The sequence below is a fragment of the Pseudomonas sp. SWI44 genome, from assembly GCF_002947915.1.
In the GTDB taxonomy this organism is placed as follows: domain Bacteria; phylum Pseudomonadota; class Gammaproteobacteria; order Pseudomonadales; family Pseudomonadaceae; genus Aquipseudomonas; species Aquipseudomonas taiwanensis.
The window spans coordinates 1,428,362-1,453,958 of sequence record NZ_CP026674.1 but is presented as its reverse complement, the minus strand read 5'-3'; the positions used below and the strand labels follow the sequence as shown (position 1 = coordinate 1,453,958).

24 protein-coding genes are annotated in these 25,597 nt (G+C 62.9%); 11 read left to right on the top strand and 13 right to left on the bottom strand.

What is annotated here, in order from left to right:
• Window positions 1-310: 310 nt before the first annotated feature.
• The 7 genes from C4Q26_RS06995 to C4Q26_RS06965 form a co-directional block, all read right to left on the bottom strand.
• The gene (locus C4Q26_RS06995; RefSeq protein ID WP_104882918.1) at window positions 311-3,355 is read right to left on the bottom strand and encodes a multidrug efflux RND transporter permease subunit; all 3,045 of its coding nucleotides are present in this window, start codon (window positions 3,353-3,355) and stop codon (window positions 311-313) included.
• Between the two features lie 13 nt (window positions 3,356-3,368).
• Window positions 3,369-4,517 (bottom strand): efflux RND transporter periplasmic adaptor subunit, encoded by a 1,149-nt coding sequence (locus tag C4Q26_RS06990; protein ID WP_104882917.1) that lies wholly within the window; start codon window positions 4,515-4,517, stop codon window positions 3,369-3,371.
• Between the two features lie 187 nt (window positions 4,518-4,704).
• On the bottom strand, window positions 4,705-5,802 hold the full coding sequence (locus tag C4Q26_RS06985; protein WP_023378867.1) for a DUF1513 domain-containing protein: 1,098 nt from the start codon (window positions 5,800-5,802) through the stop codon (window positions 4,705-4,707).
• 2 nt (window positions 5,803-5,804) lie between these two features.
• Window positions 5,805-6,869, bottom strand: coding sequence for an imelysin family protein (locus C4Q26_RS06980; protein WP_023378868.1), 1,065 nt, complete (start codon window positions 6,867-6,869; stop codon window positions 5,805-5,807).
• Between the two features lie 16 nt (window positions 6,870-6,885).
• Window positions 6,886-8,313 carry a di-heme oxidoredictase family protein gene (locus C4Q26_RS06975; protein ID WP_104882133.1) on the bottom strand — a complete coding sequence of 476 codons (1,428 nt, stop codon included), beginning with the start codon at window positions 8,311-8,313 and terminating at the stop codon, window positions 6,886-6,888.
• A 150-nt stretch (window positions 8,314-8,463) separates the two neighbouring features.
• A complete protein-coding gene (locus C4Q26_RS06970; protein ID WP_023378870.1) occupies window positions 8,464-9,801 on the bottom strand; it encodes an imelysin family protein in 1,338 nt (445 codons plus the stop codon).
• Between the two features lie 159 nt (window positions 9,802-9,960).
• Window positions 9,961-12,012: a bifunctional diguanylate cyclase/phosphodiesterase gene (locus C4Q26_RS06965; protein WP_023378871.1), complete on the bottom strand. Its 2,052-nt coding sequence runs from the start codon at window positions 12,010-12,012 to the stop codon at window positions 9,961-9,963.
• 221 nt (window positions 12,013-12,233) lie between these two features.
• On the opposite strand from C4Q26_RS06965, the gene C4Q26_RS27840 reads away from it, so the two are divergent.
• Window positions 12,234-12,446, top strand: coding sequence for a hypothetical protein (locus C4Q26_RS27840; protein ID WP_158664653.1), 213 nt, complete (start codon window positions 12,234-12,236; stop codon window positions 12,444-12,446).
• A 92-nt stretch (window positions 12,447-12,538) separates the two neighbouring features.
• Here C4Q26_RS27840 and C4Q26_RS06960 read toward each other — a convergent pair whose 3' ends face one another.
• Both C4Q26_RS06960 and C4Q26_RS06955 read right to left on the bottom strand, forming a co-directional pair.
• Window positions 12,539-13,135, bottom strand: coding sequence for a superoxide dismutase (locus tag C4Q26_RS06960; RefSeq protein WP_003255187.1), 597 nt, complete (start codon window positions 13,133-13,135; stop codon window positions 12,539-12,541).
• A 219-nt stretch (window positions 13,136-13,354) separates the two neighbouring features.
• Window positions 13,355-13,954 (bottom strand): LysE/ArgO family amino acid transporter, encoded by a 600-nt coding sequence (locus C4Q26_RS06955; protein WP_023378872.1) that lies wholly within the window; start codon window positions 13,952-13,954, stop codon window positions 13,355-13,357.
• 127 nt (window positions 13,955-14,081) lie between these two features.
• Here C4Q26_RS06955 and C4Q26_RS06950 point away from each other — a divergent pair, with 127 nt between their 5' ends.
• The 3 genes from C4Q26_RS06950 to C4Q26_RS06940 all read left to right on the top strand — a co-directional run bounded on the left by C4Q26_RS06950 (window position 14,082) and on the right by C4Q26_RS06940 (window position 16,929).
• Window positions 14,082-14,972, top strand: coding sequence for a LysR family transcriptional regulator ArgP (locus C4Q26_RS06950; protein ID WP_023378873.1), 891 nt, complete (start codon window positions 14,082-14,084; stop codon window positions 14,970-14,972).
• A 49-nt stretch (window positions 14,973-15,021) separates the two neighbouring features.
• Window positions 15,022-16,017 carry an NAD(P)-dependent oxidoreductase gene (locus C4Q26_RS06945; protein ID WP_023378874.1) on the top strand — a complete coding sequence of 332 codons (996 nt, stop codon included), beginning with the start codon at window positions 15,022-15,024 and terminating at the stop codon, window positions 16,015-16,017.
• Between the two features lie 87 nt (window positions 16,018-16,104).
• Window positions 16,105-16,929, top strand: coding sequence for an ATPase (locus tag C4Q26_RS06940; protein WP_104882916.1), 825 nt, complete (start codon window positions 16,105-16,107; stop codon window positions 16,927-16,929).
• A 48-nt stretch (window positions 16,930-16,977) separates the two neighbouring features.
• Here the strand turns inward: C4Q26_RS06940 and C4Q26_RS06935 are convergent, their stop codons facing one another.
• Together C4Q26_RS06935 and C4Q26_RS06930 are read right to left on the bottom strand one after the other, a co-directional pair.
• On the bottom strand, window positions 16,978-18,027 hold the full coding sequence (locus C4Q26_RS06935; protein WP_027908094.1) for an alkene reductase: 1,050 nt from the start codon (window positions 18,025-18,027) through the stop codon (window positions 16,978-16,980).
• A gap of 13 nt (window positions 18,028-18,040) precedes the next feature.
• Window positions 18,041-18,343 carry a helix-turn-helix transcriptional regulator gene (locus tag C4Q26_RS06930; protein ID WP_023378877.1) on the bottom strand — a complete coding sequence of 101 codons (303 nt, stop codon included), beginning with the start codon at window positions 18,341-18,343 and terminating at the stop codon, window positions 18,041-18,043.
• Window positions 18,344-18,493: 150 nt separating this feature from the next.
• On the opposite strand from C4Q26_RS06930, the gene C4Q26_RS06925 reads away from it, so the two are divergent.
• On the top strand, window positions 18,494-19,069 hold the full coding sequence (locus C4Q26_RS06925; protein ID WP_104882915.1) for an ACP phosphodiesterase: 576 nt from the start codon (window positions 18,494-18,496) through the stop codon (window positions 19,067-19,069).
• A gap of 23 nt (window positions 19,070-19,092) precedes the next feature.
• Here the strand turns inward: C4Q26_RS06925 and C4Q26_RS06920 are convergent, their stop codons facing one another.
• Both C4Q26_RS06920 and olsB read right to left on the bottom strand, forming a co-directional pair.
• Window positions 19,093-19,881 (bottom strand): lysophospholipid acyltransferase family protein, encoded by a 789-nt coding sequence (locus C4Q26_RS06920; protein ID WP_023378879.1) that lies wholly within the window; start codon window positions 19,879-19,881, stop codon window positions 19,093-19,095.
• On the bottom strand, window positions 19,881-20,636 hold the full coding sequence (gene olsB / locus C4Q26_RS06915; RefSeq protein ID WP_023378880.1) for an L-ornithine N(alpha)-acyltransferase: 756 nt from the start codon (window positions 20,634-20,636) through the stop codon (window positions 19,881-19,883). The genes C4Q26_RS06920 and olsB overlap by 1 nt, the downstream gene beginning before the upstream one ends.
• 135 nt (window positions 20,637-20,771) lie before the next feature.
• Between olsB and C4Q26_RS06910 the strand changes: the two genes are divergently transcribed.
• From C4Q26_RS06910 to C4Q26_RS06885, 6 genes are all read left to right on the top strand, one after another.
• Window positions 20,772-21,659 carry a hypothetical protein gene (locus tag C4Q26_RS06910; RefSeq protein WP_023378881.1) on the top strand — a complete coding sequence of 296 codons (888 nt, stop codon included), beginning with the start codon at window positions 20,772-20,774 and terminating at the stop codon, window positions 21,657-21,659.
• 139 nt (window positions 21,660-21,798) lie between these two features.
• Window positions 21,799-22,851 (top strand): serine hydrolase domain-containing protein, encoded by a 1,053-nt coding sequence (locus tag C4Q26_RS06905; RefSeq protein ID WP_371919590.1) that lies wholly within the window; start codon window positions 21,799-21,801, stop codon window positions 22,849-22,851.
• The gene (locus C4Q26_RS06900) at window positions 22,848-23,144 is read left to right on the top strand and encodes a hypothetical protein (RefSeq protein WP_023378883.1); all 297 of its coding nucleotides are present in this window, start codon (window positions 22,848-22,850) and stop codon (window positions 23,142-23,144) included. Before C4Q26_RS06905 ends, C4Q26_RS06900 begins: the two co-directional genes overlap by 4 nt.
• Before the next feature lie 44 nt (window positions 23,145-23,188).
• On the top strand, window positions 23,189-23,770 hold the full coding sequence (locus C4Q26_RS06895; RefSeq protein ID WP_023378884.1) for a YceI family protein: 582 nt from the start codon (window positions 23,189-23,191) through the stop codon (window positions 23,768-23,770).
• Between the two features lies 1 nt (window position 23,771).
• The gene (locus C4Q26_RS06890) at window positions 23,772-24,929 is read left to right on the top strand and encodes a phosphatidylserine/phosphatidylglycerophosphate/cardiolipin synthase family protein (RefSeq protein WP_023378885.1); all 1,158 of its coding nucleotides are present in this window, start codon (window positions 23,772-23,774) and stop codon (window positions 24,927-24,929) included.
• 80 nt (window positions 24,930-25,009) lie between these two features.
• Window positions 25,010-25,588, top strand: a complete 579-nt coding sequence (locus C4Q26_RS06885) for a DJ-1/PfpI family protein (RefSeq protein ID WP_023378886.1) — start codon at window positions 25,010-25,012, stop codon at window positions 25,586-25,588.
• Window positions 25,589-25,597 lie beyond the last annotated feature (9 nt).

Here is a 25,597-nt window from a genome sequence, read left to right as displayed (position 1 = left end):
GAGGGTGGCGAAAATTCTGATGTGGTTGTAGGAATTTTTACCATGGCCACTTTAAAGAGCGGATTTGTTTCTCTGTAAGGCGTCTAGAATGCGGGTGCCCTAGCATCTCCATGCTGACTGTTATCATGCGAATTAGATGCAGGAATTGCTCTGTCTTTCACTGATAACCAGCAAGATCAGGCGTGAATGGATGATGTGAGAGCCTGGGAGCGGTAATTTTTAGATTGTGTTGCGGAGCAGCGCTTTTCTATTGGGGATTTTGTATCTGGCTTTTCGGCCTCTTCGCGGGCGAGCCTGCGAAGAGGCCGGATCAGGTTAATGCGGGCTCGTTGGCCTTCGCCTTGTGCGCCAACAAGGTGTAGATACAAGGCAACACAAACAAGGTAAACAGCGTGCCAATCGACATCCCGGTGGCAATCACCGTACCGATGTCAAAACGGCTTACCGCCCCGGCTCCGGTCGCCAGAATCAGCGGCACCATGCCGAACACCATCGCCGCCGTGGTCATCAGCACCGGCCGCAGTCGAATGGCCGCCGCTTCCTCGATGGCCTCACGCACGCTCAAGCCGCGTTCCTCACGCAACTGGTTGGCGAATTCGACGATCAGGATGCCGTGTTTGCTGATCAGCCCGATCAAGGTCACCAGCCCGACCTGGGTGTAGATGTTCATGCTCGAAATACCCAGGAATAGCGGCAGCAACGCCCCGCAGATCGATAACGGTACCGTTACCAGGATCACCAGCGGGTCGCGGAAACTCTCGAACTGTGCAGCCAACACCAGGAAGATGATTGCCAGCGCCAAGCCAAAGGTAACCCATAGTGCGCTGCCTTCCTGGACGAACTGCCTGGCCTGCCCGGCGTAGTCGAAGGCGAAACCGTCCGGTGCTTCTTCACGGGCGATATCCTGCATCGTCTTGAGCGCTTCCCCCATGCTGACCATCGGGACGCCCTGAATGATCGCCGAGTTCAACTGCTGGAACTGGTTGAGCTGGCGTGGGCGGGCGCGGTCGCTCAGGGTGATCAAGGTCGACAGCGGCAGCATCTGGCCCTGTTCGTTCTTTACGTAGTAACTGTTCAACCAGCCAAGGTTGTCGCGGTAGGGCCGCTCGACCTGGGCGATCACCTTGTAGCTGCGGCCTTCGAGGGTGAATCGATTGATTTCCGCCTCACCCAGCAGGGTCGCCAGGGTACCGCCGAGGGTCTCCATGGAAACACCCATTTGAGCCGCCTTCGCCCGGTCGATGTCGACCAGCACTTCAGGCTTGTCGAAGGCCAGGTCGATATCGAGGAAGGCGAATTTTCCCGAGGCCTGAGCGCGAGTCTTGACCCGTTCGGCAACCTCCAGCAGGGCAGGGTAGTCACCGGCTGTGTTGATCACGAACTGGAACGGCAAGCCTTCGCCGGTGCCGGGCAGCGACGGCAGGTTGAAGCCGAAGATCTGCAAGCCACCAATCTCTTCGAGCTTGGCTTGTACCAGCGGCAGCAACTCCATCTGGGTGCGCTCGCGTTCGTTCCAGGGTTTGAGCAGGAAGCCGCCGATGCCGGTCTGCACGCCGTTGAAGCCATTGATCTGGAATGACGAGTAATACTCGGGGAAGGTCTTGAAGATTGGCGTGAAACTATCGGTGTACGCATTGAGGTAGTCGAGGTTGGCCGGTTGCGGCGAGCTGCTCATCATGAATATCACCCCCTGGTCCTCGTTGGGGGCCAGTTCGCTCTGGGTGAATTTGAGCAGCACCGGAATCAGGCACAGGATGATCACCGCGAACACCAGTACCACGGGCCGACTGTCGAGGGTGGCATGCAACATTCGCTGGTAGCGGACTTTCAGACGCTCGAACAGGACGTCCAGCCGGTGGGCCAGGCCGCTGGGGTTTGCATCGGCGCGCAGCAGCAGCGCGCACATCATCGGTGACAGGGTCAGGGCGACGATGCCCGAGATGATCACCGCACCGGCCAGGGTCAGGGCGAACTCCTTGAACAGTGCCCCGGTCAGCCCGGTCAGAAAGCCGATGGGGGCATAGACGGCAGCCAGGGTGATGGTCATCGACACCACCGGCAGGGCGATCTCGCGTGCGCCTTCTATCGCCGCATTGAACGGTGACTTGCCTTCCTCGATGTGTCGGTGGATGTTTTCCACCACGACGATGGCATCGTCCACCACCAGCCCGATGGCCAGCACCATCGCCAGCAGGGTCAGCAGGTTGAGCGAGTAGCCCATCATCTGCATGAAGAACAGTACGCCGATCATCGACAGTGGGATGGTCACCACGGGGATCAGCACCGAGCGCAAGGCACCGAGGAACAGGAACACCACCACGATGACGATCAGCACTGCCTCGCCAAGGGTCTTGATCACTTCGTCGATCGAGGCCTGGATGAACAGCGTTGCGTCGTAGGCAATCGACACTTTCAACGCCGAAGGTAACTGGCTCTCCAGCTCGGGCATGATGCGACGCACTTCCTTGATCACGTCCAACGGGTTGGCAGCGGGGGTGGCCTTGATACCGATGTACACCGACGGGGTGCCGTCGAACGAGCTGACCGTATCGTAGTTTTCCGCACCCATCTCGACCCGCGCCACATCCCCCAGCAGCACCCGGCTGTCGCCGTTGGTCTTCACCGGCAGGGCGGCGAACGCCTCGGCCGACTTCAACTCGGTGCTGGCGTTGATGCTGGTGACCACGTATTCGCCCTTCACTTCGCCGGCAGCGGAGAGGAAGTTGTAGAGGCGCACGGCGTCGGTCACGTCAGTGGCCGACAGGCCGAAACCGGCAAGCTTCACAGGGTCGAGCCAGATTCGCATGGCAAACACCTGGTTACCGAGGATCTCCGCTTCGGCCATGCCTGGCAGGGTGGCGAGCTTGGGCTGGATGACCCGTGACAGGTAGTCGGTGATCTGCGGGTTGCTCATCTCCTTGCTGTAGAAGCTGATGTACATCAGCGCGGAAGCATCGGCGGCTTCCTTGCTCAGCACCGGGTCTTCGGCGTCTTGTGGCAGTTTGTTGCGCACTTCGTTGGCTTTGGCCAGCAACTCGGTGAACAAGCGGTCGCTGTCGGCACCAATGCGCGCGTAGATGGAGATGACCGAAAAATTCTGCCGGCTGACCGAGGTCATGTAATCGATGCCCTCAGCACTGGCGAGGCTCTGCTGCAGGGGCTGGGTGATGTAGCCCTGGATGGTTTCGGCGTTGGCCCCGGGGTAGGCGGTGGTCACCGTGATCAGGGCATTCTCCATTTGAGGATACTGGCGGATCTGCAGTTTGCTCCAGGCCTGGAAACCCAACAGCAGAATTAGCAGGCTGACCACGCAGGCCAGTACCGGGCGGCGGATGAACGGGTCGGTGAATGCCATGCCTGACTCCTGTTCAGTCCGCGGGCGGGGCGCTTTGGGCGGGACGCAGCGCGGTGTCCTGGCCGATGCGGATGGCCGCACCAGGCGTGAGCTTGAGCTGCCCGGCGGTGACCACCTGCTCCCCGGCCGCAAGGCCTTTGCTGACCACCACCACGCCGTCGCGACGCTCGCCGGTTTGCACGGTGCGTTGCTCGGCAGTCAGTTGCGGGTGGCCTTGTGCATCGTGCTCGATCTTGCCGTCCTTGTCCTTCTTCGGGGTGGCTACATACACCGAGTTGCCGTAGAGGGTGTAGGTGATGGCGCTTTCAGGCACCACTACCTGGAGTTGTGGGTTGAGCAACAACACCAGCAGGTTGGCGAACATGCCCGGTAGCAGCTTGCCGTCCGGGTTGGCCATGGTGGCGCGCACCAGCAGGTTGCGGGTGTCCTCATCGACTTTGGGGTTGATCGCGCTTAGGCTGGCGGGGAAGGTCTGGCCTGGGTACGCCGCCACCTGTACCAGCACCTGCTGGCCCAGGCTCAGTTGCGGTAAAGCTTGCTCGGGCACGTTGAAGTCGACGTAGAGGCTGCTCAGGTCTTGCAGGGTAGCGATCACCGTGCCGCTGGCCAGGTAGTCACCGACATCGACCTGGCGAATGCCGATGGTGCCACTGAAGGGGGCGTTGATGCTCTTTTTCGCCAGGGAGGCCTTGAGTTGGTCGACCACTGCCTGGTTGCGCCGGTACTGGGCCGTCAGGCGGTCGAACTCGCCCCGAGAGATGGCTGAGTCGCCCACCAGCTGGCTGCCGCGTCCGTAATCAACCTTGGCCAGGGCCAGGTCAGCCTGAGCCGTGCCCAGCAGAGCGGCTTCCTGGTCGCTGTCCAGTTGCAGCAGGAGTTGCCCTGCCTTGACCTGCTGGCCGGAGTCGAAGTGCAAGGCCTTGACCGTACCGGACTGCTCCAGGCTCAGCTCGACTCCCTGCCATGCCTTGAGGCTGCCCACAGCAGGCAGGCGTGTCTGCCACTGGCGCTCTTCCGCCAGGGTGGCAGCCACGGTGATCGGTGGCCTGGGCGCAGAGAACACCTGGATCTGTTGATAGATCGAGTACGCCTTGATGCCCCCCAAGGCCAGCACGATCAGCACAACGACGGCCAACATGATAAGCATGCGGCGGCGCAGCATAGGTCCACTTCCTTGGATAGGTGGTTGTTATTCGCTTTGACACGACAACGGGCGATCCTGCCCACGTGCGATGGGGGAAGTATTGACTGTTTTCGACGGGCGGGGAAGGGGAGTGTCGTGGCTGTGCCGCCCCCATCGCCACGGTGGGTCTTGGCGACCAACCGTGGCGATGGGGGCAGCACAGGTATCAAGCCAGGTGCAGATGGTTGTCCCAGAAGCCCGAAGGCAGGTTCATCGGCTGCCCGATCAGTTCCGCTTTGCGGCAATCATAGAACCTGCAACGGCCCTGTCCGGAGGTCACGACGAAACCGTCCTGCACCGCACCCACACCGGCGCAATCGGGCATCGGCGCATCGAGCTTGACCGCGCCGCTGTCCAGGTCCCAGATGAACAGCCGGTTGGCCCGAGGCGCGGTCAACGCCACCAGGCGCAGGTCGCTATGGATGGCCACGCTGGCGGTGTATTGGGCCATTGACTGGAGTTGGCGTTCCGGCACCGGGAAGGCCTTGAACGGCTCGCCCGGACGCTTGATCGCCAGCAGCTCGGCGGTCTCGGTGGCATCGCCCATGAACTGTTGGCAGGCGGCAATGGTACCGTCGCTGCCCACCGCCAGGTGGCGCACGCTGTTCATCTGTTGGGCGAGGGTTTCCTTGCTCAGCAGGGTGCCGTCACGCTGCATCAGCACCAGGCTGGGCTCCATGGCATCAAGGTTCATCTCGACCCGGCTCTCGGCTTCGGTGCGGATGCCGCCGTTGGCCACGACCAGGGTTTCGCCATCTGGCAGCCAGGCCACCTCATGCGGGCCGATGCCATGGGTCGGGATCTCGCCGGTATGCACCAGGCGCTCGCCCTCGAAGCGATAGATACCCAGCACGCCCCGACCTGGGTCGGTGGTGTCGTTTTCCGTCGCGTACAACCATTGGCCATCCTTGTGAATGACTGCATGGCCATAGAAGTGACGGTTCGGCTGTGAGGTGACGGTCTGCAACAGGCGCCCGTCGCGCAGGTCGACCAGGTAGCTTTCGGTACCAGGACGCCGGGCGACGAAAAGCGCTATCGGCAACTCGGGGTGGTTGATGATGGCATGGCAACGCTGGGCGACCTGGGTGCTGAACACCAGGGTGCCATCCAGGCGAAACCCGACGGCATAGTGCTTGCCGTCGCCATCGTCACGCGCCGAGAGCAGCAGGGGCTCGCTGCCTTTGTTGCGCAGCAGGCTCCAACCGCCCAGGGTAAGGGCGCTGAGCAATACGCTACCGAGTTTGAGTGCCTGGCGTCGCAGCATGATCAGTCACCGTCGTTGGCATTGAAGCCAAGCTGGATGTTCAACGCCTTGGCCAGCTCGCCTTCGTGCAGGCGGTGGACGACGTTGAGGCTGTCGTAGATCTGGTTGAGGGTCTGTTGGCCAGCTTCGTCGGCAAGCAGTTCACCCAGTGTCTTGTGATTGTCGGCCAGCAATTTGAGCGACGTCGCGTAGGCGTCGTCGATCTTTTCCACCAGCGCTTTCTGATCGCTGCCCAGCAGACCGCGCAGGCCCTGGTTGTCGACCCCGACCCAGACCGCTTGGGCAGCTTTCAGGCTGGCTTCCAGGCTCTTGAGCGAGGAGTGGCTACGCCAGGCTTCGGCTTGCAACGGCTGGGCGATACCCTTGCTCTGACGGCCCATCGGTGCGCCGAGCTTTTTCTTCAGAGTGTCCAGGGCGGTGACCTGGGCGCGCAGCAGGTCGGCGATGGCCTCGTGGGAGTCGGCATAGCGCTGGTTGGGGAACTTGGTCATCTGCGACAGCATGCCGTCGGTGCTGTTCCAGGTCTTGAGGATCTCCTCGGCCAACACCTTCTGGTGTTCGCCGATGGCCACCAGCAGTGGGCAGTAGCGGGCTTTCTGCTCGGCCGTGGCGATGTCCGGCTTGCTGTCGAACAGAATGTATTCGTAAGCCGACAGGCCACGGACCACGACGCTGGCCTTGCTCAGGGCTTCGGCGTCGACCGGCTTGTCGCCACTGAGCAATTGCTCGACCTGGCGACCGACCAGGTTCTTCTTGTCTGGCCAGAACTGCACTTGCCAGGCCCGGTTGCCCTCGGCCAGCGGGCCGACGAGCAGCGGCTGCAGTTCGGCCCATGCCTTCTGCGCATTGAGGAAGTCGGCGCGGGCGGCCTCCAGGGACTGCTTGCCTTCGCAATAGGCCAGGGCGCTGGCAGCCAGCTGGCGGTCGGCTTCGACCCAGCGGCTGTAGGTGGGCAGGATCACTTGCTTGGCGATCGCGGCGGAGGTGATTGCCTGCGGATCCTGCGGCGAGCAGGCGCCCAGGGCGAGTGCGGCGAGGCTGGTGAACAACAGTTTGGGTCGGAACATGCCGGGTCCTTACGCGTTAAAGTGAATTCAGGAAAGCCAACAGCGCAGCGCGCTGTTCGGCATTGAAGGTGAGCACTTGGTTGCGTGCCGCCTCGGCTTCGCCACCGTGCCAGAGCACGGCCTCGAGCAGGTTTCGGGCACGACCATCGTGCAGGAACTGGGTGTGGCCGCTGACCGTTTCGGTCAGGCCGATGCCCCAGAGCGGCGGCGTGCGCCAATCCTGGCCGTTAGCGGCGAACTCGGTGCGCTCGTCGGCAAGGCCGGGGCCCATGTCGTGTAACAGCAGGTCGCTGTAGGGGCGGATGACCTGGCCCGACAGTTCCGGCTCGGCAGCATTGGTGGCTGTGGTGAACTGAGGGGTGTGGCAGCCTTGGCAACCGGCTTGGAAGAACAGGTTCTTGCCGGCCAGTACCTGCGGCGCATCCACGTTGCGTCGGGCTGGCACGCCGAGGTTGCGGGTATAGAACGTGACCAGTCGCAGAATGTTGTCGCTGACTTCCTTTTCGCCATTGGCGCCGTCGCCATTGGGCGCAGACAAGCAGGCGGTTTGCGCCGAGGTACAGTCGTCCTTCGGTTGCAAGGTGCTGGTCAGGCCCATGTCGCCAGCAAAGGCGTGCACATTTTGCTGGTTGACGTTGGGCTGGCCGGCTTTCCAGCCGAAACGGCCAAGCACCGGTTTGCCCTGTGCGTCGTCCCAGACCCGGTTGGCGCGGCCACGGATGCCGTCGCGGTTGCGGTCATCGGGGTCTTCATTGGCCAGGATGTCGGCTTCGGGGATGGCTTCGAGCAGGCCGAGGCCGATCATGGGCGGCGCTACACGGGCGGAGAAGCGTGTATCGGGGTGCATCGGCCCATAACCAAGCTGGGTGATCTGCAAGGTCGGCTTGCGCAGTTCGACCTGGTGGCCGTCCTCGAAGGTCACGGTCTGGCGGTCGTAGCTCACGCGCACCTTGCCTTCTGGTGCCACGCCGGGGATGGCCATGTCCTGCAACTGGGTGCCATAGACTGGCTCGGGCACCACGCCCAGGCGTTCGATTTCCTTGGCCAGGTAGGGTTGGTCGGGAATCGACAGGCGCACGAGCATCGACACCGCATTGCTGTCATCCGGGCCGGGCGGGTGGCCGCGTCCGTCACGGACATGGCAGTTCTGGCAGGCATTGGTGTTGAACAGCGGGCCCAAACCATCACGTGCGGTGGTGGTGGAGGGAGCGATCACCCAGGGGTTGCGGAAGAAACTGTTGCCGACGCTGAAGTCCAGGCGCCGCTCGGGCGACAGGTTTGCCGACGGCATCGAAAAGGCGTTGCGGTCGCTACGCTGCACGGTCGCTTGACCCGCGGACAGCGCTTCGCCGGGCTCGGCCTGGGTAAAGCGCGGGGCGTCGTCACAGGCGGTGAGCGCGAAGGCCAGCAGCAGAGGGGAAAGTCGGGACAGCGACAAGGACATCGAGAATCCTGGGCGTGAGCGAAAAACCGGCGTGCAAGCTTAGCAAACCAGGGAAGTTTGAATAAGAGCAATTTGCAATTGCCAGATGAAATGGGTGTGAACGAAAAAGGCGACCCAAAGGCCGCCTCTTCCCACATTGCCACTGCTGAATCAGAACTCGTGATCAGCGGTATCCGGGTTCAGGTTGGCAATACCCAGCTTGCCAGCGGCCTGTTCGATCGCACCGGTCTGCTTGACCAGCGAGGCGATGGCGTCGCGCACGATCTGGTTGCCGGCAGCATTGTCGGCGGCGATCAGTTGGTCGTAGTGCTCGCCTTTGAGGGCGTGGTCGACGATGACCTGAATCTTCGCCTCGGTGGCCTCCAGATCGGCCTTGAGGGTGGCGTCGGCAGCCGGATCGACCTTGGCCACCAGTTCCGACAGGCTTGGGCCGGTCAGCTTGGTGCCGTCGGGACGGGTGTACTCGCCCAGGTAGACGTTGCGGATGCCCTTGGCGTCATAGAAGTGCGAGTAGTGGGTGTTGTCGCTGAAGCAGTCCTGCTCGTCTTCAGGGGAGTTGGCTTCCAGGGAAACCTTCATGCGCTCGCCCGCCAGTTCACCCAGCGACAGGCTGCCCATGCCGAACAGCATCTTGCGCAGACCGTCGTTGACAGGCTCGGCTTCCAGCTTGGCGCGGTAGTTGTCGGCGACGTTCGGCGCCCAGTTGCCGACCATCTCTTCGAGGTCTTTGACCAGCAGTTCGGTGACGGCCTTCAGGTAGGCGCGGCGACGCTCGTTATGGCCGCCAGTGGCGCCTTTGCCTTCCAGGTAGTCGGAGGCTGGACGGTTGCCAGCGCCTGGGCCGGTGCCGTTGAGGTCCTGGCCCCAGAGCAGGAATTCGATGGCGTGGTAGCCAGTGGCGACGTTGGCTTCGGAGCCGCCCAGCTCATTCAGGCTGGCCAGTTTCTCTGGGGTGATGTCCTTGACGTCGACCTTCTCTTCGCCCACCTGGATCTGGGTGTTGGCGATGATGTTGGCGCTGGCGGCCGGGTTGCCCAGGGCGTGTTCGTAGCTCTTGTCGACATAGTCGATCAGGCCTTCGTCCAGGGGCCAGGCGTTAACCTGGCCTTCCCAGTCGTCGATGATGGTGTTGCCGAAGCGGAAGGCTTCGCTCTGCAGGTACGGAACGCGCGCGGCGGCCCAGGCAGCCTTGGCGGCTTTGAGGGTTTCGTCGTTGGGCTTGGCCAGGAATGCCTCGACGGCGGTCTGCAGGGCCTTGGCGGTGCTCAACGAGTCGCTGTACACGGCGTAGACCATCTCGGTGTAATGCTTGACCACGGCCTTGCCGGCCGCTTCGTCGACAGCCCCCGGCGCTGCTGCAGCGGTGCTGGCGGCAGCAGGTGCCTGAGCTTGCGGAGCGGCAGCCTTGTCATCCTTGCCTTCACCGCAACCGGCGAGAGCGATGGCGATGGCCAGCAGACTGGCGGAGGCCAGAGGCATTCGAATCATTGTTGGTTTCCTGCGTCGTGGAGTTGGACCATGGGTTAGGCCGTGTGCCGTGGCACGCGAAAGCGTAACATCATGCGAAAGATTTGCATTTGCTGTAAAGAGGCCAGCATGCAATTCATGTAAATGCAGGTCACGGCCTGTAACCAGAGGGGAGCGGTGTTACAGCGCGGATACGTGGTTGCGCTGCGCCTGCTTGAGGAAACTCACCAGTTCACGCGCGGACAGCGGTTTGCTGTAGTGGTAGCCCTGGCCCTCATGGCAGCCCTGGGCAATGATGTAGCTTTCCTGCTCGGCGGTTTCCACGCCTTCGGCAATCACCTGCATGCCCAGGCTCTTGCCCAACTGGATGATGGCGCGAACGATGGTGGCATCGTCGTCATCGTCCAGCAGGTCCTGGACGAAGCTCTTGTCGATCTTGATCTTGTCCAGCGGTAGCGACTTCAGATAGCTGAGCGAGGAGTAGCCGGTGCCGAAATCGTCGATGGCGATCATCGCGCCGGAACGACGCAGGCTCAGCAGGTGCTGGGCAGCGGTGCTGATGTCTTCCATCAGGCCGGTCTCGGTGACTTCCAGCTCCAGGCTGCGCGGCGGCAGGCGGTAGGCCTGCAGCAGGTTGTTGACCACCCGTGGCAGTTCATTGTGGTGCAGTTGCACGGTGGACAGGTTCACCGCCATGCGCAGATCGCTGAAGCCCATGTCGTGCCATTCGCGTAATTGGCGACAGGCCTGGTCGAGCACCCATTCGCCGATGGCGATGATGTTGCCGTTCTGCTCGGCCAAGGGGATGAACTGGTCCGGTGGGACCATGCCCAGCTCGGGGTGATGCCAGCGCAGCAGCGCTTCCACACCCACCACCCGGTTGTCGCGGTAGCTGATCTGCGGCTGGTACACCAGGTACAGCTGGTTACGCGACAGGGCTTCGCGCAGGTCTTTTTCCAGTTCGCGGCGTCGGCGCATCTCGCTGTCGACGCTGGCGATGTAGAACTGGTAACGGTTGCGCGAGCGTGCCTTGGCCAGGGTCATGGTCTGTTCGGCTTTTTGCAGCAGTTTTTCGGTGCTGTCGCCATCCTCAGGGAACAGAGTGATGCCAATGGTGGCGCGCAGGCGGATTTCCTGATGGTCGAGGGCGAACGGCACTTCCAGGTCGTCGAGGATGCTCTGCGCCAGCTCGGCCGCCTCATAGGGCTGCTCGATATTGGCCTGGACCAGGGCGAACTGGTCGCCGCCCAAGCGCGCCAGGGCACCGAGACGGCCGCTATGGGCGCGCAGACGGTCGGCCAGGGCCAGCAGCAGTTGGTCGCCCGCCTGGTAGCTGAATTGCTCGTTGATGCCCTTGAAGTCATCCAGTCCCACGCACAGTACCGCTACGCGGTGCTGCAGGCGGCCGCCGTCGACGAGGATCTTGTCCAGCTGTTCCTGTAGTTGCTGGCGGTTGGGCAGGCCGGTGAGGAAGTCGTACTGGGCCATGCGCTGCAGGCTGTTCTCGGCTTCATGGCGCAGGTGGGTATTGCGCTCGATGGAGGCCAGCAGCTGGTTGGCAGTGTTGACCCAGATGCCCAGTTCGTTCTTTTCGTGGCCCTTGAGCAGCGGTATCTGGTGCTGGCTGGGGCGGTCGGGGTTGATCTGGGTCAGGTGGTCGATGATCTTCGACAATGGCTTGGTGAGCAGCCAGTGGTAGACCAGGTACAGTACCAGGCCCATGGCCAGGGCGCGCAGTACGCCGGAAATGAAGATGATCACCGCATTGATCAGGAAGTCTTCGCCATAGGCGGCGGTGTCGAGGGTGATGCTCAGGTCGCCGTAGTACTCGCTGTAGGGGCCGCGGCCAACCAGTTGGGTGGTGTAGGTGCGTTCCTGGCCGAGGATCAGGTCGGTCAGCCAGCGCATCGACATGTCGCGCAGTGGGCGGGATTTTTCGGCCAGCATGGTTTCGTTGGGGTGGCCGATCGAGGCCATGCGCACCGACTCGTCCTGGAACAACCCCTCCATGACCTGCATGCCCATTTCCCGGTCGAGGCTGTACACCGCCTGGGTCGATGGATCGCGGAACATGTCGAGGATCCGCTGGGCATCGCTGTTCACGGCCTGGCGGGTCTTGTAGGTGTCGTAGACGATCTGCGCGCAGCTGAGAACCACGCCGACCGCCAACGCCGACAGCAGCACGACCCTGAGCAACTTGACCGACAAGCTGTTCCGCAATTCCAGCTTCAATGGGGTTTCCTTAATCCATGCGCATGGCATCATTTTGCCATCAACGTTGGCAATACACTATCGGCCGGTTGCCACGGGCAGTTCGCGAGTCGCGGCGGCTCATTGCGGGTTCCGTCCTGAGCAGTGTATCGGTTGCGCTGCCATGCGACTTGAGTGCGCTGCATCAACATTCCAGACGTTTGATGTTAGCGCGCTATGCGAGGGGAGCAAGAGGGGGAGGCATGTATTCGGACATGAGGGAAAATGCGAGCGGTTATGAGATCGAGCGCCGCCCGCGCGATGCGTCGCGTAAGCGGCGCTCGATCCTGCACCGGCCCCATATCGGCGAACAAAAAAGCATCGCGAGCAAGGCTCGCTCCTACCTTGATTGGCGTGAAACAACCGTAGGAGCGAGCCTTGCTCGCGATGCACCGCGCGGGTGGTGCTCGATCTGACATGCCCCGCACCACTCACGGCATGCATCGAAGTCAACGCTGAGCCCAATAAAAAACCCGGCGCTGGGCCGGGTTTTTCGGACAAGCCTGAATCAGGCCTTGAAGGTCTTGCCTTCGAACTGCTCGGCAACGAAGGCCCAGTTGACCAGGTTCCAGAACGCCTCGACGTACTTCGGACGCAGGTTGCGGTAGTCGATGTAGTAGGCGTGCTCCCAGACGTCGCAGGTCAGCAGCGGGGTGTCGCCGCTGGTCAGCGGGCAGCCAGCGCCGATGGTGCTGGCCAGGGCCAGGGAGCCGTCGGCCTTCTTCACCAGCCAGCCCCAACCGGAACCGAAGGTGCCGACGGAAGTCTTGGTGAACTCTTCCTTGAACTTGTCGAAGGAACCGAAGGCGGCGTTGATGGCGTCAGCCAGGGCGCCGGTCGGTTGGCCACCGCCGTTTGGCGACAGGCAGTTCCAGTAGAAGGTGTGGTTCCAGACTTGAGCGGCGTTGTTGAAGATGCCGCCCGAAGAGCTCTTGACGATCTCTTCCAGGGTCTTGCCTTCAAATTCGGTGCCTGGGACCAGGTTGTTCAGGTTCACGACATAGGTGTTGTGGTGCTTGTCGTGGTGATACTCCAGGGTTTCCTTGGAGATGTGCGGCTGCAGGGCATCATGGGCGTACGGCAGCGGCGGCAATTCAAAAGCCATGGTGGATCTCCTGATTCAGGTCTAGTTCGCGGTTTGCGCAAGGCCGATCACGGGCGGCCCGGTAGGCGTCAGCGAGTATGTACTCTTTGCGACGCGAGGGCAGGATCATAGCACCAGCCCCCGCGCATAACCACGCGACAAAGATAGGGAATAGAGGTTCCAGAGCGGTTGCCAGCACCGGCCTCATCACTGGCACGCCAGGTCCTGCAGGCGCTGGGCTCAGTTGAAGATCAACTGCGCCGCCACCGCGAACATCATCACCGCTACCATCAGGTCTAGCAGGCGCCAGGTTGTTGGGCGTGCCAGCCAGGGGGCCAGCCAGGCCGCGCCCAGGGCCAGGGTCGAGAACCACACCAGTGAAGCACTGGCCGCACCGGCCACGTAGGCGCCTGGCACAGTTTGCTGGGCACCGAGCGAACCGATCAGCAGTACGGTGTCAAGGTACACGTGTGGGTTGAGCAGCGTTACCGCCAAGGCACTGAGCAACACCGCTCGGCGCGAGCGCATACCCTGGCCTTCCTGATGTTGCAGGCTCTGCTTCGAGCAGGCGCTGCGCAGCGCCTTGGCGCCATACCAGAGCAGGAACAGCGCGCCACCCCAGCGGGCAATCGCCAGCAGCGTCGGATTGTGCGCCAGCACCGTGGCCAGGCCGAACACACCGGCGGCGACCAGGATCGCATCGCACACGATGCACAGCGCCGCCACCGGCAGGTGATGCTCCCGGCGCAGGCTCTGGGCCAGGACGAACGCATTCTGCGCGCCGATGGCCATGATCAGGCCGAAGGCCACCAACATACCGTTCAAATAGCTTTGCCACATGGCGGGAACACTCCACTGACACCCACGAAGCCGTGGGTGCTGATGACTGAAAGAAGTTGCTGGCCATTGTGGGGAACAGCGCTGTATAAGAAAAACAAATAACGCTGATCCGTCATTAGGGAAATTGATGTTCGACTACAAATTGCTCTCTGCGCTCGCCGCCGTGATCGAGCAAGGCGGCTTCGAACGGGCGGCACAGGCGCTGGGGTTGTCGCAATCGGCGATATCGCAACGCATCAAGTTGCTTGAGGCGCGAGTCGGCCAACCGGTGCTGGTGCGGGCTGCACCACCGAGTCCGACCGAGGTCGGTCGGCAGTTGCTCAACCATGTGCAGCAGGTGCGTCTACTTGAGCGCGACTTGCAGCGCCAGGTACCGGCGCTGGACGAGGAGGGCTTGCCCGAGCGCTTGCGCATCGCGCTTAACGCCGACAGCCTGGCGACCTGGTGGGCGCGCGCGGTGGGGGCGTTCTGTGCCGAGCAACAAGTGCTGACCGACCTGGTGGTGGAAGACCAGGAGGTTGGCCTCAAACGCATGCGCGCCGGTGAAGTGGCGGCCTGCCTGTGCGGCAGCGAACGGCCGGTGGCCGGTGCGCGCAGCCTGGCGCTGGGGGCGATGCGCTACCGGGCGCTGGCCAGTCCGGCATTCATGGCGCGTTATTTCCCCAAGGGTTTCGATGCCAAGCGGCTGGCGCGCTCCCCGGCCATCGTCTACGGGCCGGACGATTTCCTCCAGCACCGCTACCTGGCATCACTCGGCATACAGGACGGCTTCCTGCACCACCTTTGCCCATCGTCTGAGGGTTTTCTGCGCATGACCGAAGCCGGCCTGGGCTGGGGACTGGTTCCCGAATTGCAGGCCCGCGAGCAACTGGCCAACGGTCAGTTGGTGGAAATCTGCGTAGATACTCCTATCGATGTCCCGTTGTACTGGCATCATTGGCGCAATGGCGGGCACCTGCTCGCGCAACTGACCGATCACTTGCGGCACAGCGCACGGCAATGGCTGGTGCCCTTGTAGTCGCGGCTGGCGTCAGTTGCATCTGAAATCTGGCAAGACGGGGTCTTACATGCGAATTCTGGTCACCGGCGCGAGTGGCTTCATCGGCGGACGCTTTGCGCGTTTCGCCCTGGAGCAAGGCCTGGACGTGCGGGTCAGCGGTCGGCGTGCCGAAGGTGTCGAGCATCTGGTCAAGCGCGGTGCGCAGTTCATCCCGGGCGACCTGGGCGATGCCGAGCTGGCGCGTCGTCTGTGCCAAGGGGTCGAGGCGGTGGTGCACTGCGCCGGAGCTGTGGGCAACTGGGGGCGTTACCAGGATTTCCACCAAGGCAATGTGGTGGTCACCGAGAACGTCGTAGAGGGCTGCCTGAAAGAGCATGTGCGGCGCCTGGTGCACTTGTCGTCGCCGTCGATCTACTTCAATGGCCGCTCGCGTCTGGACGTTCGTGAAGACCAGATACCCCGGCGTTTCCACGACCACTACGCGCAGACCAAGTACCTGGCCGAACAGAAGGTCTTCGGCGCCCAGGAGTTCGGCCTGGAAGTGTTGGCCCTGCGCCCACGGTTCGTCACGGGCGCAGGGGATGCCAGCATTTTCCCGCGCTTGATGAACATGCAGCGCAAGGGCCGGGTAGCCATCATTGGCAATGGCCTGAACAAGGTCGACTTCACCAGTGTGCACAACCTCAACGAGGCGCTGCTCAGTGCCCTGTTCGCCGAAGACCGTGCCCTTGGCCAGGCCTACAACATCAGTAACGGGCACCCGCTGCCGTTGTGGGACGTGGTCAACTATGTGATGCGCCAGATGCAGTTGCCGCAAGTCACCCGCTACCGCTCCTATGGGCTGGCCTACAGTCTCGCGGCCATCAACGAGGCGGCCTGCCTGCTCTGGCCCGGTCGACCGCAGCCAACGTTGTCACGCCTGGGGATGCAGGTGATGAGCCGCGATTTCACCCTGGATATCAGCCGCGCGCGGCACTACTTGGACTACCAGCCCAAGGTGAGCCTGTGGACGGCGCTGGATGAATTCTGTGCGTGGTGGAAGCACTTGCCGGCTGGCCAGTGAACCTGGCGTGCCGATGATGGTCATCAGTGCGCCGCGCGAGCGGTTTATAATCATGCCTCTTTGCTACTACTGCGGTTGAATGCACCCATGCGTAACGATTCCCACGACGACTTCGATGACGGGCCGACCCTGCGGGCCGGCACCCCTGATGATGACGAACTGCTGCCCGCGCACGTGGCGCGCAGCCGGCACAAGGCTGCTCGCCCGGCCAGCACCGGCCCGCTGTGGGCCTTGCTCGGGGCTTCGGTCATCGCGCTGGCAGGCCTCGGTTGGTGGAGCTTCCAGCAGATCACGCTGATGGAGCAGCAACTGGTAGCTACCCAGGAAAGCTTCGCCCGCATCAGCGAGGAAGCTGCTGGGCGACTGCAGGCGATCAGCGGCAAAGTGGCGGCCACGGAGTCCACTGCCAACACCGGGAGCGAGGCTTTGAAGCTGCAGATTCGTCAGTTGCAGGCCAGTCTGGCCGAGCAGGGCAAGCAGCAACAGGGTGTGGCCGGGCAGGCGGGAGACTTGGGCAAGCGTCTGGAGCAAGTGCTGGCTGACACCCGCGAACAGCAGAAGGCGGTCACCGAGCTGCAAAGCCAGCTGCAGGCGCAGTTGAAGGCAGTGAACGCTGAACTGGCGGCACTGAAGTCGGGGCAGGTGGACGGTGGCAAGCTCGATGGCCAGCTGAAGAACCTGAGCGAAGAAGTGGCAGCGCTGAAAAAGCAGGGCAACCCCAACGCCGCGATCGAGAGCCTGGAGCAAGATGTGCTGGTATTGAAGAGCCAGGCGGACAACCGACCGGCAGCGGCCTCTGGTGGGGCTTCGGTCCAGGAGTTCGATGCGTTTCGTGGGCAGACCACTCGTAGCATCAATACCCTGCAAAGTCAGATCCAGAACCTGCAACAGCAGATCAACGCGCGGCCCTGAGAACCGTTGCACCCCTGATCGCCGGGTTGCCGGCGACCAGGGCTGCGATTACATCCGCGGATAGTCGATGTAGCCGACCGGCCCCTTGGCGTAGAAGGTTTCAGGGTGCGCCTGGTTCAGCGGCGCATCCGCAGCCAGGCGTGCAGGCAAGTCAGGGTTGGCGATGAATGGCACACCAAAGGCCACTGCATCCGCCCTGCCACTGGCCAGTGCCGCGTTCGCGCTGGTCTTGTCGAAACGTTCGTTGACGATGTAAGGGCCTGCGAACGCTTCCTTGATCAGCGGGCCGATGCTGTCATCGGCTTCCTTCTCGCGCGAGCAGATGAACGCAATGCCGCGCTTGCCCAGTTCACGGGCGACATAGGTGAACGTTTCGGCACGATTGTCGTCGCCCATGTCATGGGAGTCGGCACGTGGCGCCAGGTGAACGCCGACGCGGCCAGGGCCCCATACTTCGATTGCCGCATCGGTCACTTCCAGCAGCAGACGCGCACGGTTTTCCAGCGAGCCACCATAACGGTCGGTGCGCTGGTTGGTGCTGCTCTGCAAGAACTGGTCAAGCAGGTAGCCGTTGGCGCCGTGAATCTCGACGCCGTCGAAACCGGCGGCCTTGGCATTTTCCGCACCTACCCGGTAAGCCTCGACGATGTCGGCAATCTCTTCGGTCTCCAGGGCACGCGGGGTAGGGTAGTCGGCAAGGGGCCGCACCAGGCTCACGTGGCCCTTGGGCTTGATCGCGCTCGGTGCTACCGGCAATTCACCATTGAGGTAGCTGGGGTGCGAGATACGGCCAACGTGCCACAACTGCAGGAACATGCGACCGCCTGCGGCGTGCACTGCCTTGGTCACGTTGTTCCAGCCGCGTACCTGGTCGTCGGACCAGATGCCGGGGGTGTCGGGGTAGCCGACGCCCATGGGCGTCACTGAAGTCGCCTCGCTCAGGATCAGCCCGGCGCTAGCACGCTGCACGTAGTACTCGGCCATCAGTGCATTGGGCACGCGGCCTTCGTCGGCGCGGCAGCGGGTGAGAGGGGCCATGATGATGCGGTTGGGCAATTGCAGGTCGCCGAGGGTGATCGGATCGAAAAGGGTGGTCATGTCGTGGTCCTTGTCAGAGCTCTTGGCTCATCTGCGCGAGGAACGCCTTGATGGTGTCCTCGTTACGTTTGAAAAAATGCCACTGGCCGATCTTCTGGCTGCTGATGAGGCCGGCGCGTTGCAAGGTGGCCAGGTGGGCGGAGACCGTCGACTGCGACAGGCCGCAGCGTTGGTCGATCTGCCCGGCACAGACGCCGTGCTCGGTGCTGTGGTACTGGTCAGGGAATTGCGCTGCCGGGTCCTTCAGCCAGGTGAGGATTTCTCGCCGGACCGGATGGGCCAAGGCTTTGATGATTTCGTCGAGATCGAGAGGCATGGTTAGGCTCGTGGTGTAGCGGTATATCGCGATGAAGCGAAATGTAGATCGTTAGTTCGCGATATACAAATATGAAGTCGTTCTGAGCTGAGCACGAATCGCTATATCGCGTTATAACGATATGCCCGGGGACGGTGCTAGACTGCGTCCATGAACTATCTCGCGCATCTGCACTTGGGGGGGCCGGCGCCACAGCAACTGCTGGGCAGTCTCTACGGCGACTTCGTCAAAGGCGCCTTGGAAGGGCGCTTCCCGCCAGCCCTTGAGGCTGCCATTCGGCTGCACCGTCACATTGACAGCTACACCGACCGCCATCCCCTAGTGTTGGCCGCGTTGGCGCGTTTTCCCCAGGAGCGGCGGCGTTATGCCGGGATCATCCTGGACGTGTTCTTCGACCATTGCCTGGCACGTCATTGGGGCGACTACGCCGATCAACCACTGGCGGCGTTCACGCAGGACTTCTATCGCGTGCTGCTGGCCGAGCTCGAGCTGCCAGGGCGACTGGCGCATATCGCGCCGTTCATGGCTGCGGATGACTGGCTTGGGGCCTATGGCGATTTCGCGACCCTGGAGCAGGTATTCAGGGGTATTGGCCGGCGGTTGTCGCGCCCTGAGGGAATGGCCGGTGTCATGGACGAGCTGGAGCGGTTGTACGAGCCATTGCTGGCGGATTTTCGTGCGTTCTATCCGCAGTTGCAGGCATTCGCCGCAGCGGGGCGTGTTTGAACCAGGGATCCCCCGCGAAAGCTTCAGGCCGCCCGAGGCTGCCGACGGGTTACCACCTCGTCCTCCCTGACCCCGAACAGCGTCAGGTGGATCGCCTGCTGCGCCTGAAATGCCAGGGCCGCTCGCTCTTTTTCCACGCTGCAGATAGGCGCCAGCAAGTGGATGTGCACCTCGCCTGGCGGCTGACCAAACAATCGCATCAAATGCGATACGAGGTCGTCCTCGCCAATGAACGGTGCAAAGGGGTCGGTTTCTCCTTCACGCAGGTACTGGATGGCCACCGGTTGCACCGGTATGCCGCGATCGATGGCGCCCGCCAGCAAGCGGCCGTGGAAGGTGCGCAGTTGCCGGCCATCGGTGGTAGTGCCTTCCGGGAAGATCAGCAGCGGCTGCGCCTGGCCCAACCGCTCGCTGATCTGCTCGCGCAGGCGCTGGGCGTCGCCACCGCCACGGCGAATGAACAGCGTGCCGGCCTTCTCTGCCAGCCAGCCGGCCAGCGGCCAATGGCGCACTTCGGCTTTGGACAGAAACGACAACGGCATCAGCATGCCCAGCAGTGGAATATCGGTCCAGGACACGTGGTTGCTGACCCACAGCATCGGTTTTGGCGGCAGCTCGCCGAATACCCGGATCTCGAAGGGCAAGGCGGCGACCAGCCGTTTCATGAACAGGCAAGTCCAGCGCTGGCGGCGTTCGGAGGACGCCTTCAACCCCAGGCGTTCGCCGAGGGCGATGACGCTGGCCATCAGCACGCCTAGCAGCAATACCAGCATCAGTCGTGTCAGGCGGGCCAGTACCCGCACTTTCGGCATCAGACTGCCGCCTTGAAGTGGCGGGCGTACCGCGGGCAGAGGTCGTCCCGCTTGAGCAGGATGAACACGTCGGCAACCTGGAAGTCTTCGTCCCAGCATGGCTCGCCGCAGATTTTCGCCCCCAGGCGCATGTAGGCCTTGAGCAGGGGCGGCAGCTGGGCAATGACGTTGTTCGGCAGCGGCAGGCTCGGCAGGGGGTTCTTCGGTTCGGCACGCAGGTGTTCGGTGCACAGGTAGCGTTCGCGCAGGCGCTGCATGATGGCGTGGGCCTGGACGCCGCCGTCCTGCATCGGAATGCTGGCGCAGCCCATCAGGTAGCTGTAGCGGCCTTCGTTGAGCACTTCGGCCAGTTCGCCCCAGAGCACGGCGATGGTGCCGCCATTGCGGTAGGCGGGGTCGACGCAGGTGCGCCCCAATTCCAGGAGCGGCCCTTGCAATTGCAGCAGACCGTGCAGGCTGAATTCTTCTTCGCTGTAGAAACGACCCAGGCTACTGGCAGCCTGGTGATCGAGCAGGCGTGTGGTGGCTACCAGTTCGCCGGTGCTCAGGTCGCGCACGCCGATATGACGGCAGTGCACGTCGTAGTCGTCCATGTCCAGACCCTGTTCGGCACCTTTGAGCTTGGCCTTGAATTCTGCGCTGAACACTTTGTAGCGCAAGGCCTGGGCTTCCTGCAGGGCCGTGGCGCCGACCAGGCGTTCGGCTTGCAGACGGCGTTCAGTGCTATTGTCGCCAGAGCGAGCGATCCGAGTCATACGAGTCTCCATAAGCCAGCCATGAAGGGTTGCGGCCGGTCGGCTTTGTTGTGCAAAGTCAGCCTAGGTAGGTGCGGTGTCACCCCCGTGAATCTTTAGTGATGCTTGCGTGACAACCCCTCGGAGGAGCCTGTGATGCCCTGGTTGCAACGACTCAACGACCCCTATCGCCAGCCGCTGGCGGGCACCCTGGGCGAGGTATACACCGCACAGCTGGAGCGCCTGGGTGCGGCTGCTCCGTTCGAGCTGGCCGTGCTCGGGGGGCGTGCCATGGCCACGCCGGGCCTGGCATTTCTGATCGGTTACCAGGCGGCGCTGCGCGTGCTCTGGCCCAGCGCGCCTGCCAGCCTTGGCGCCTTGTGCGCGACCGAACGGCGTAGCGTGCGGCCGGCGGACATGCATACACGGCTGGACGGGCTGCGCCTGAGTGGTAGCAAGGACTTCGTCACCGCCGGGCTCGATGCCGAGTGGCTGCTGGTGGCGGCGCGCAGCGAAGCGCCAGGTGAGGCGCCGAGGTTGCAACTGGCGGTGGTGTATCCAGGCGAGCCGGGCGTGACGCTGGAAGCGTTACCAACCTTGCCGCTGATGCCGGAGGTCGGCCATGGCCGATTGGTATTGCAGCAGGCTGCCTGCGAGTTGTTGGCGGGGGATGGCTGGGATGCCTACGTCAAGCCGTTCCGTTCGCTGGAAGACCTTTATGTGCTCGCGGCGCTGACGGCATGGCTGTATGGCGTCGGTCAGGAATGCGCTTGGCCGCAGGAATTGCGCTTGCGGCTACTGGGGGTGCTGGCGGGTTGCGCCGAGGGCAGTCGTCAATGTGCCGACAGCGTGGGTTGTCATCTGCTGCTGGGCGGACTGTTCGCCCAGTTCCAGGCATTGCGGGGGGATATCGACAAGGCCCTGAAAGCTGGGCCGGCGCATTGGGCGCAATTGTGGCAACGGGATCAGGGCGTCCTGGCGCTGGCAGCTGCGGCGCGGGATAAACGCCTGGCCAAAGCCTGGGAGACAGCAGGATTGTCATGAACGTCAGGCAGGCTTCGGAGATCTGACGAGCCTTGGGGCCGCTTTGCGGCCCTTTCGCGACGCAGGGCCGTAGCCCCCAGGACCGCACTGATCGTTGAATCCCATGACCCTTCTCAGGCAATTGCTGCTCGTGTCCGGTATGACGTTAGCCACAGCCTGGGCCGAGGAGTGGCCCGAGCCGGATTGGCGGCTCGAAAACACCCCTGTCGACTGGCACTCCGTCGACACTTACGCCTTCGCCGAACGCAGCCCCACCGAGCGCAGCGGCGTGCGCACCGATGCGCTGTTGATCATCCACGATGGGCGCATCATCCACGAGCGTTACGCAGCCCCCACCACGGCCAGCACGGCGCACCTGACCTGGTCGGTCAGCAAAAGCGTGCTGGCCACGCTGCTGGGGGTGGCCCACGGCGAAGGACGTTTTCAACTTCAGGACCCGGTGGCCCGCTTCTACCCGCCCATGCAGGCACACCCGGACGTGCGCCTGGCCGATCTGCTGCACTGGGCCAGCGGGCTGGACTGGCAGGAAGACTATGAATACGCGCCGTTGAAGTCTTCCGTGGTGGCCATGCTGTATACCCGTGGGCGTAACGACATGGCCGCCTATACCGCCTCGCGTGGCGCCAGCGAGCGGCCAGGCCAGCGCTTTTTCTACTCCAGCGGCGACAGCAATGTGCTGGCGGCAGCCCTGCACGGTATGGTCGAGCCGGAGACGTACGCCGACTATCCCTGGCAGGCGTTGTTCACTCCTCTGGGCATCGAAAGCGCAGTCTGGGAGCGTGATGGCGCAGGCACCTACGTCGGCTCTTCCTATCTGTACCTCAGCGCCCGGGACCTCGCGCGTATCGGCCTGCTGATGCTGCGCGAAGGCCGCTGGCGTGAGCGGCAACTGCTGCCTGCGCAGTGGGTCAGCTTCAACCGTACGCTGTTCGACGAGGCCCAGGCCGTACCCGGCGAAGCCAACCCAGGCGGCCATTGGTGGCTCAACCAGCCACTGCCCGGCCATGCCCCGCCGTGGCCGGATGTACCGCCACAGGCCTATGCCGCGCTTGGCCACTGGGGCCAGGCACTGTATGTGCTGCCGGCGCAGAAACTGGTGGTCGTCCGCTACGCCGATGACCGTGACGGCCGCTACAGCCACAACGAGTTGCTCAAGCGAGTGTTGGCGGCCGTGGTCAAGGAGGGGGGATGAAACCCGTGCTGTTGCTGGTGTTGGTGATACTGCTGGCCTGGGCGTGGCAGGAGCGTCAGGCGCTGGCGGATTTTCCCGCGATACTGTCAGCGTATTCTGCCAAGGAGTATTGCTCTTGCCGGTTCGTCATGGGCTTCGACCGGGCCTATTGCCGCGGTTACGTGAAGCAATACCTGCCGTTGAGCCTGCTACAAGAGGACCCCATGCAACGCCTGGTCACCGCCGAAGGCCTGGGCCAGCGCAACCAGGCGCTCTGGCAGGGCGAGCGCGAGGGCTGCCGCTTGCTGCCTTGAAAGCGGGCGGGTAAGGTTGGCGGTCAAGTTTCACGAGATCTGTCATGTTCAAGCTGCCCCGTCTTCTACCCGCATTGCTCCTGGCCATGTGCCTGCCCGCCCACGCCAACTGGCACCTCGATGGCGAGTCTTCGCGCCTCTCGTTCGTCACTGGCAAGAACGGCGACACGGCCGAGATCCATCGCTTTCTGGTCTTGCATGGCACAGTCGACCGCAAAGGTGCAGCGGCACTGCGTATCGAGATGGATTCGGTGAGCAGCGGTATTCCGTTGCGTGACGAGCGCATGCGTGAAGACTTGTTCGACGTCGACCAATTCGCCGAAGCGACGGTCAAAGCGCAGATCGACCTGCGGCCCATCAACGACCTGGCCAACGGAGCGCAAATTGAACTGCGCTTGCCGCTCACCGTTACCCTGCACGGTCGCTCCCACAGCTACAACGCCTTGCTGTTGGCCACTCGGCTGGATGAGCGGCGGTTTCAGGTAGTAACGCTCGAACCCCTGATTCTGCGCGCCGAGGACTATGGTCTGCTGCCTGGCCTGCAGCGTCTGCGCAAGTTCGCCAAGCTCAAGTCCATCAACCCTACGGTGCCGGTTAATGCGGTGCTGATCTTCAACGCCCGCTGACATGCCGGGGCCGGTATTCCCTTGGAGGGATGGCAATCAGTTCGAGCTGCTGATCGACGGCCCTGAGTTCTTTCCGCGCATGCTGCAGGCCATTGCGCGGGCCGAGTTCCAAGTCGATCTGGAGTTGTACCTGGTCGAAGCGGGCGCCTGTGCCGAGGCGGTGGTCGAGGCGCTGGAGCAGGCCGCCGGGCGCGGCGTGCGGGTACGCTGCCTGTTCGATGACTACGGCTCGCTCGCCTTTACGTCCGTTTTGCGCCAACGCTTGCTGGACGCCGGGGTGTACCTGCGCTGGTACAACCGCCTGCGCTGGCGTCGGGGGCTGCGAAACCTCTACCGCGATCACCGTAAGTTGCTGTTGGTGGACGAAAGCTGGGCAGCGGTCGGCGGTACGGGCGTCACCGACGAGTTCTGGACACCGGGCCACGAAACCAGCGAATGGCATGAGGTCATGGTGCAGATGAGCGGGGCTGTGGTGTCCGACTGGCAAATGCTTTTCGATCGCCAATGGCAGGCCAACAACCGGCGCACGGCCTGGCGTCCTGCCGAGGGCTTTGGCCTGCCGCGCCTGCCCAAGGTTCCGGTGCAAGGGCAAGGCATGGGCAGGGTGGCATACGCGGACGCCCGTCAGCATCAGGATATCCTGCACTCGCTGGTACGCGCGCTGAACAGCGGGCAGAAGCGCATATGGCTGGCGACGCCATACTTCCTGCCGACCTGGAGTGTGCGCCGGTCGTTGCGACGGGCGGCCGGCAAAGGGGTCGATGTCCGCCTTCTGCTGACCGGACCACGCACGGATCACCCCTCGGTGCGTTATGCCGGGCATCGGTATTACCCCCGTCTGCTGCGCGCCGGTGTACGGATCTATGAATACCAGCCTTGCTTCCTGCACCTGAAAATGGCGTTGGTGGATGACTGGGTCAGCATTGGCTCGTGCAACTTCGACCATTGGAACTTGCGCTTCAATCTCGAAGCCAACGTCGAAGCCCTGGATCCCTCGCTCACGGCCGCTGTGGCGGCAAGCTTCGAGCGTGATTTTGCCCTGAGCGAAGTCGTCGACCTCGACCATTGGAATGCCAGGCCACTCTGGCGGCGGGTGAAGCAGCGGGTGTGGGGTTGGCTCGATCGACTGGTGGTGAACTTCCTCGACCGCCGCGATTGAGACTGGCGGCGCATATCCAGAGGCGCATAACCCGTCTATCGTGCAGTGACTGTTCCCCTACAACGGAAGGAGTGGATGCGATGACGGCGAAGAAGATTCTCATGCTGGTGGGCGACTACGTCGAAGATTACGAAGCGATGGTGCCATTCCAGGCCCTGCGCATGGTCGGTCATACCGTGCATGCGGTGTGCCCGGAAAAGGTCGCCGGGCAGACCGTGCGCACGGCGATTCACGATTTCGAGGGCGAGCAGACCTACAGCGAAAAGCCTGGGCACAACTTTGCGCTGAACTACGACTTCGTGCAGGTCCGCGCTGAGCGCTATGACGCGCTGCTGATTCCAGGAGGGCGCGCACCGGAGTATCTGCGCCTGAATGAAAAGGTACTGGCGCTGGTCAAGGCATTCGATGATGCAGGTAAACCCATTGCAGCTGTGTGTCATGGCGCGCAGTTGCTGGCGGCGGCCGGGGTGCTCGAGGGGCGCGAGTGCAGTGCCTATCCGGCGTGCGCACCCGAGGTGCGACTGGCGGGTGGTAAATTCATCGATATTGCAGTGGACCAGGCGCATGTGGAAGGCAACCTGGTGACTGCGCCTGCCTGGCCGGCGCATCCGGCGTGGCTGGCGGCATTTCTGAAGGTACTGGGCACGCGTATCGCCTGACCGGGGCAC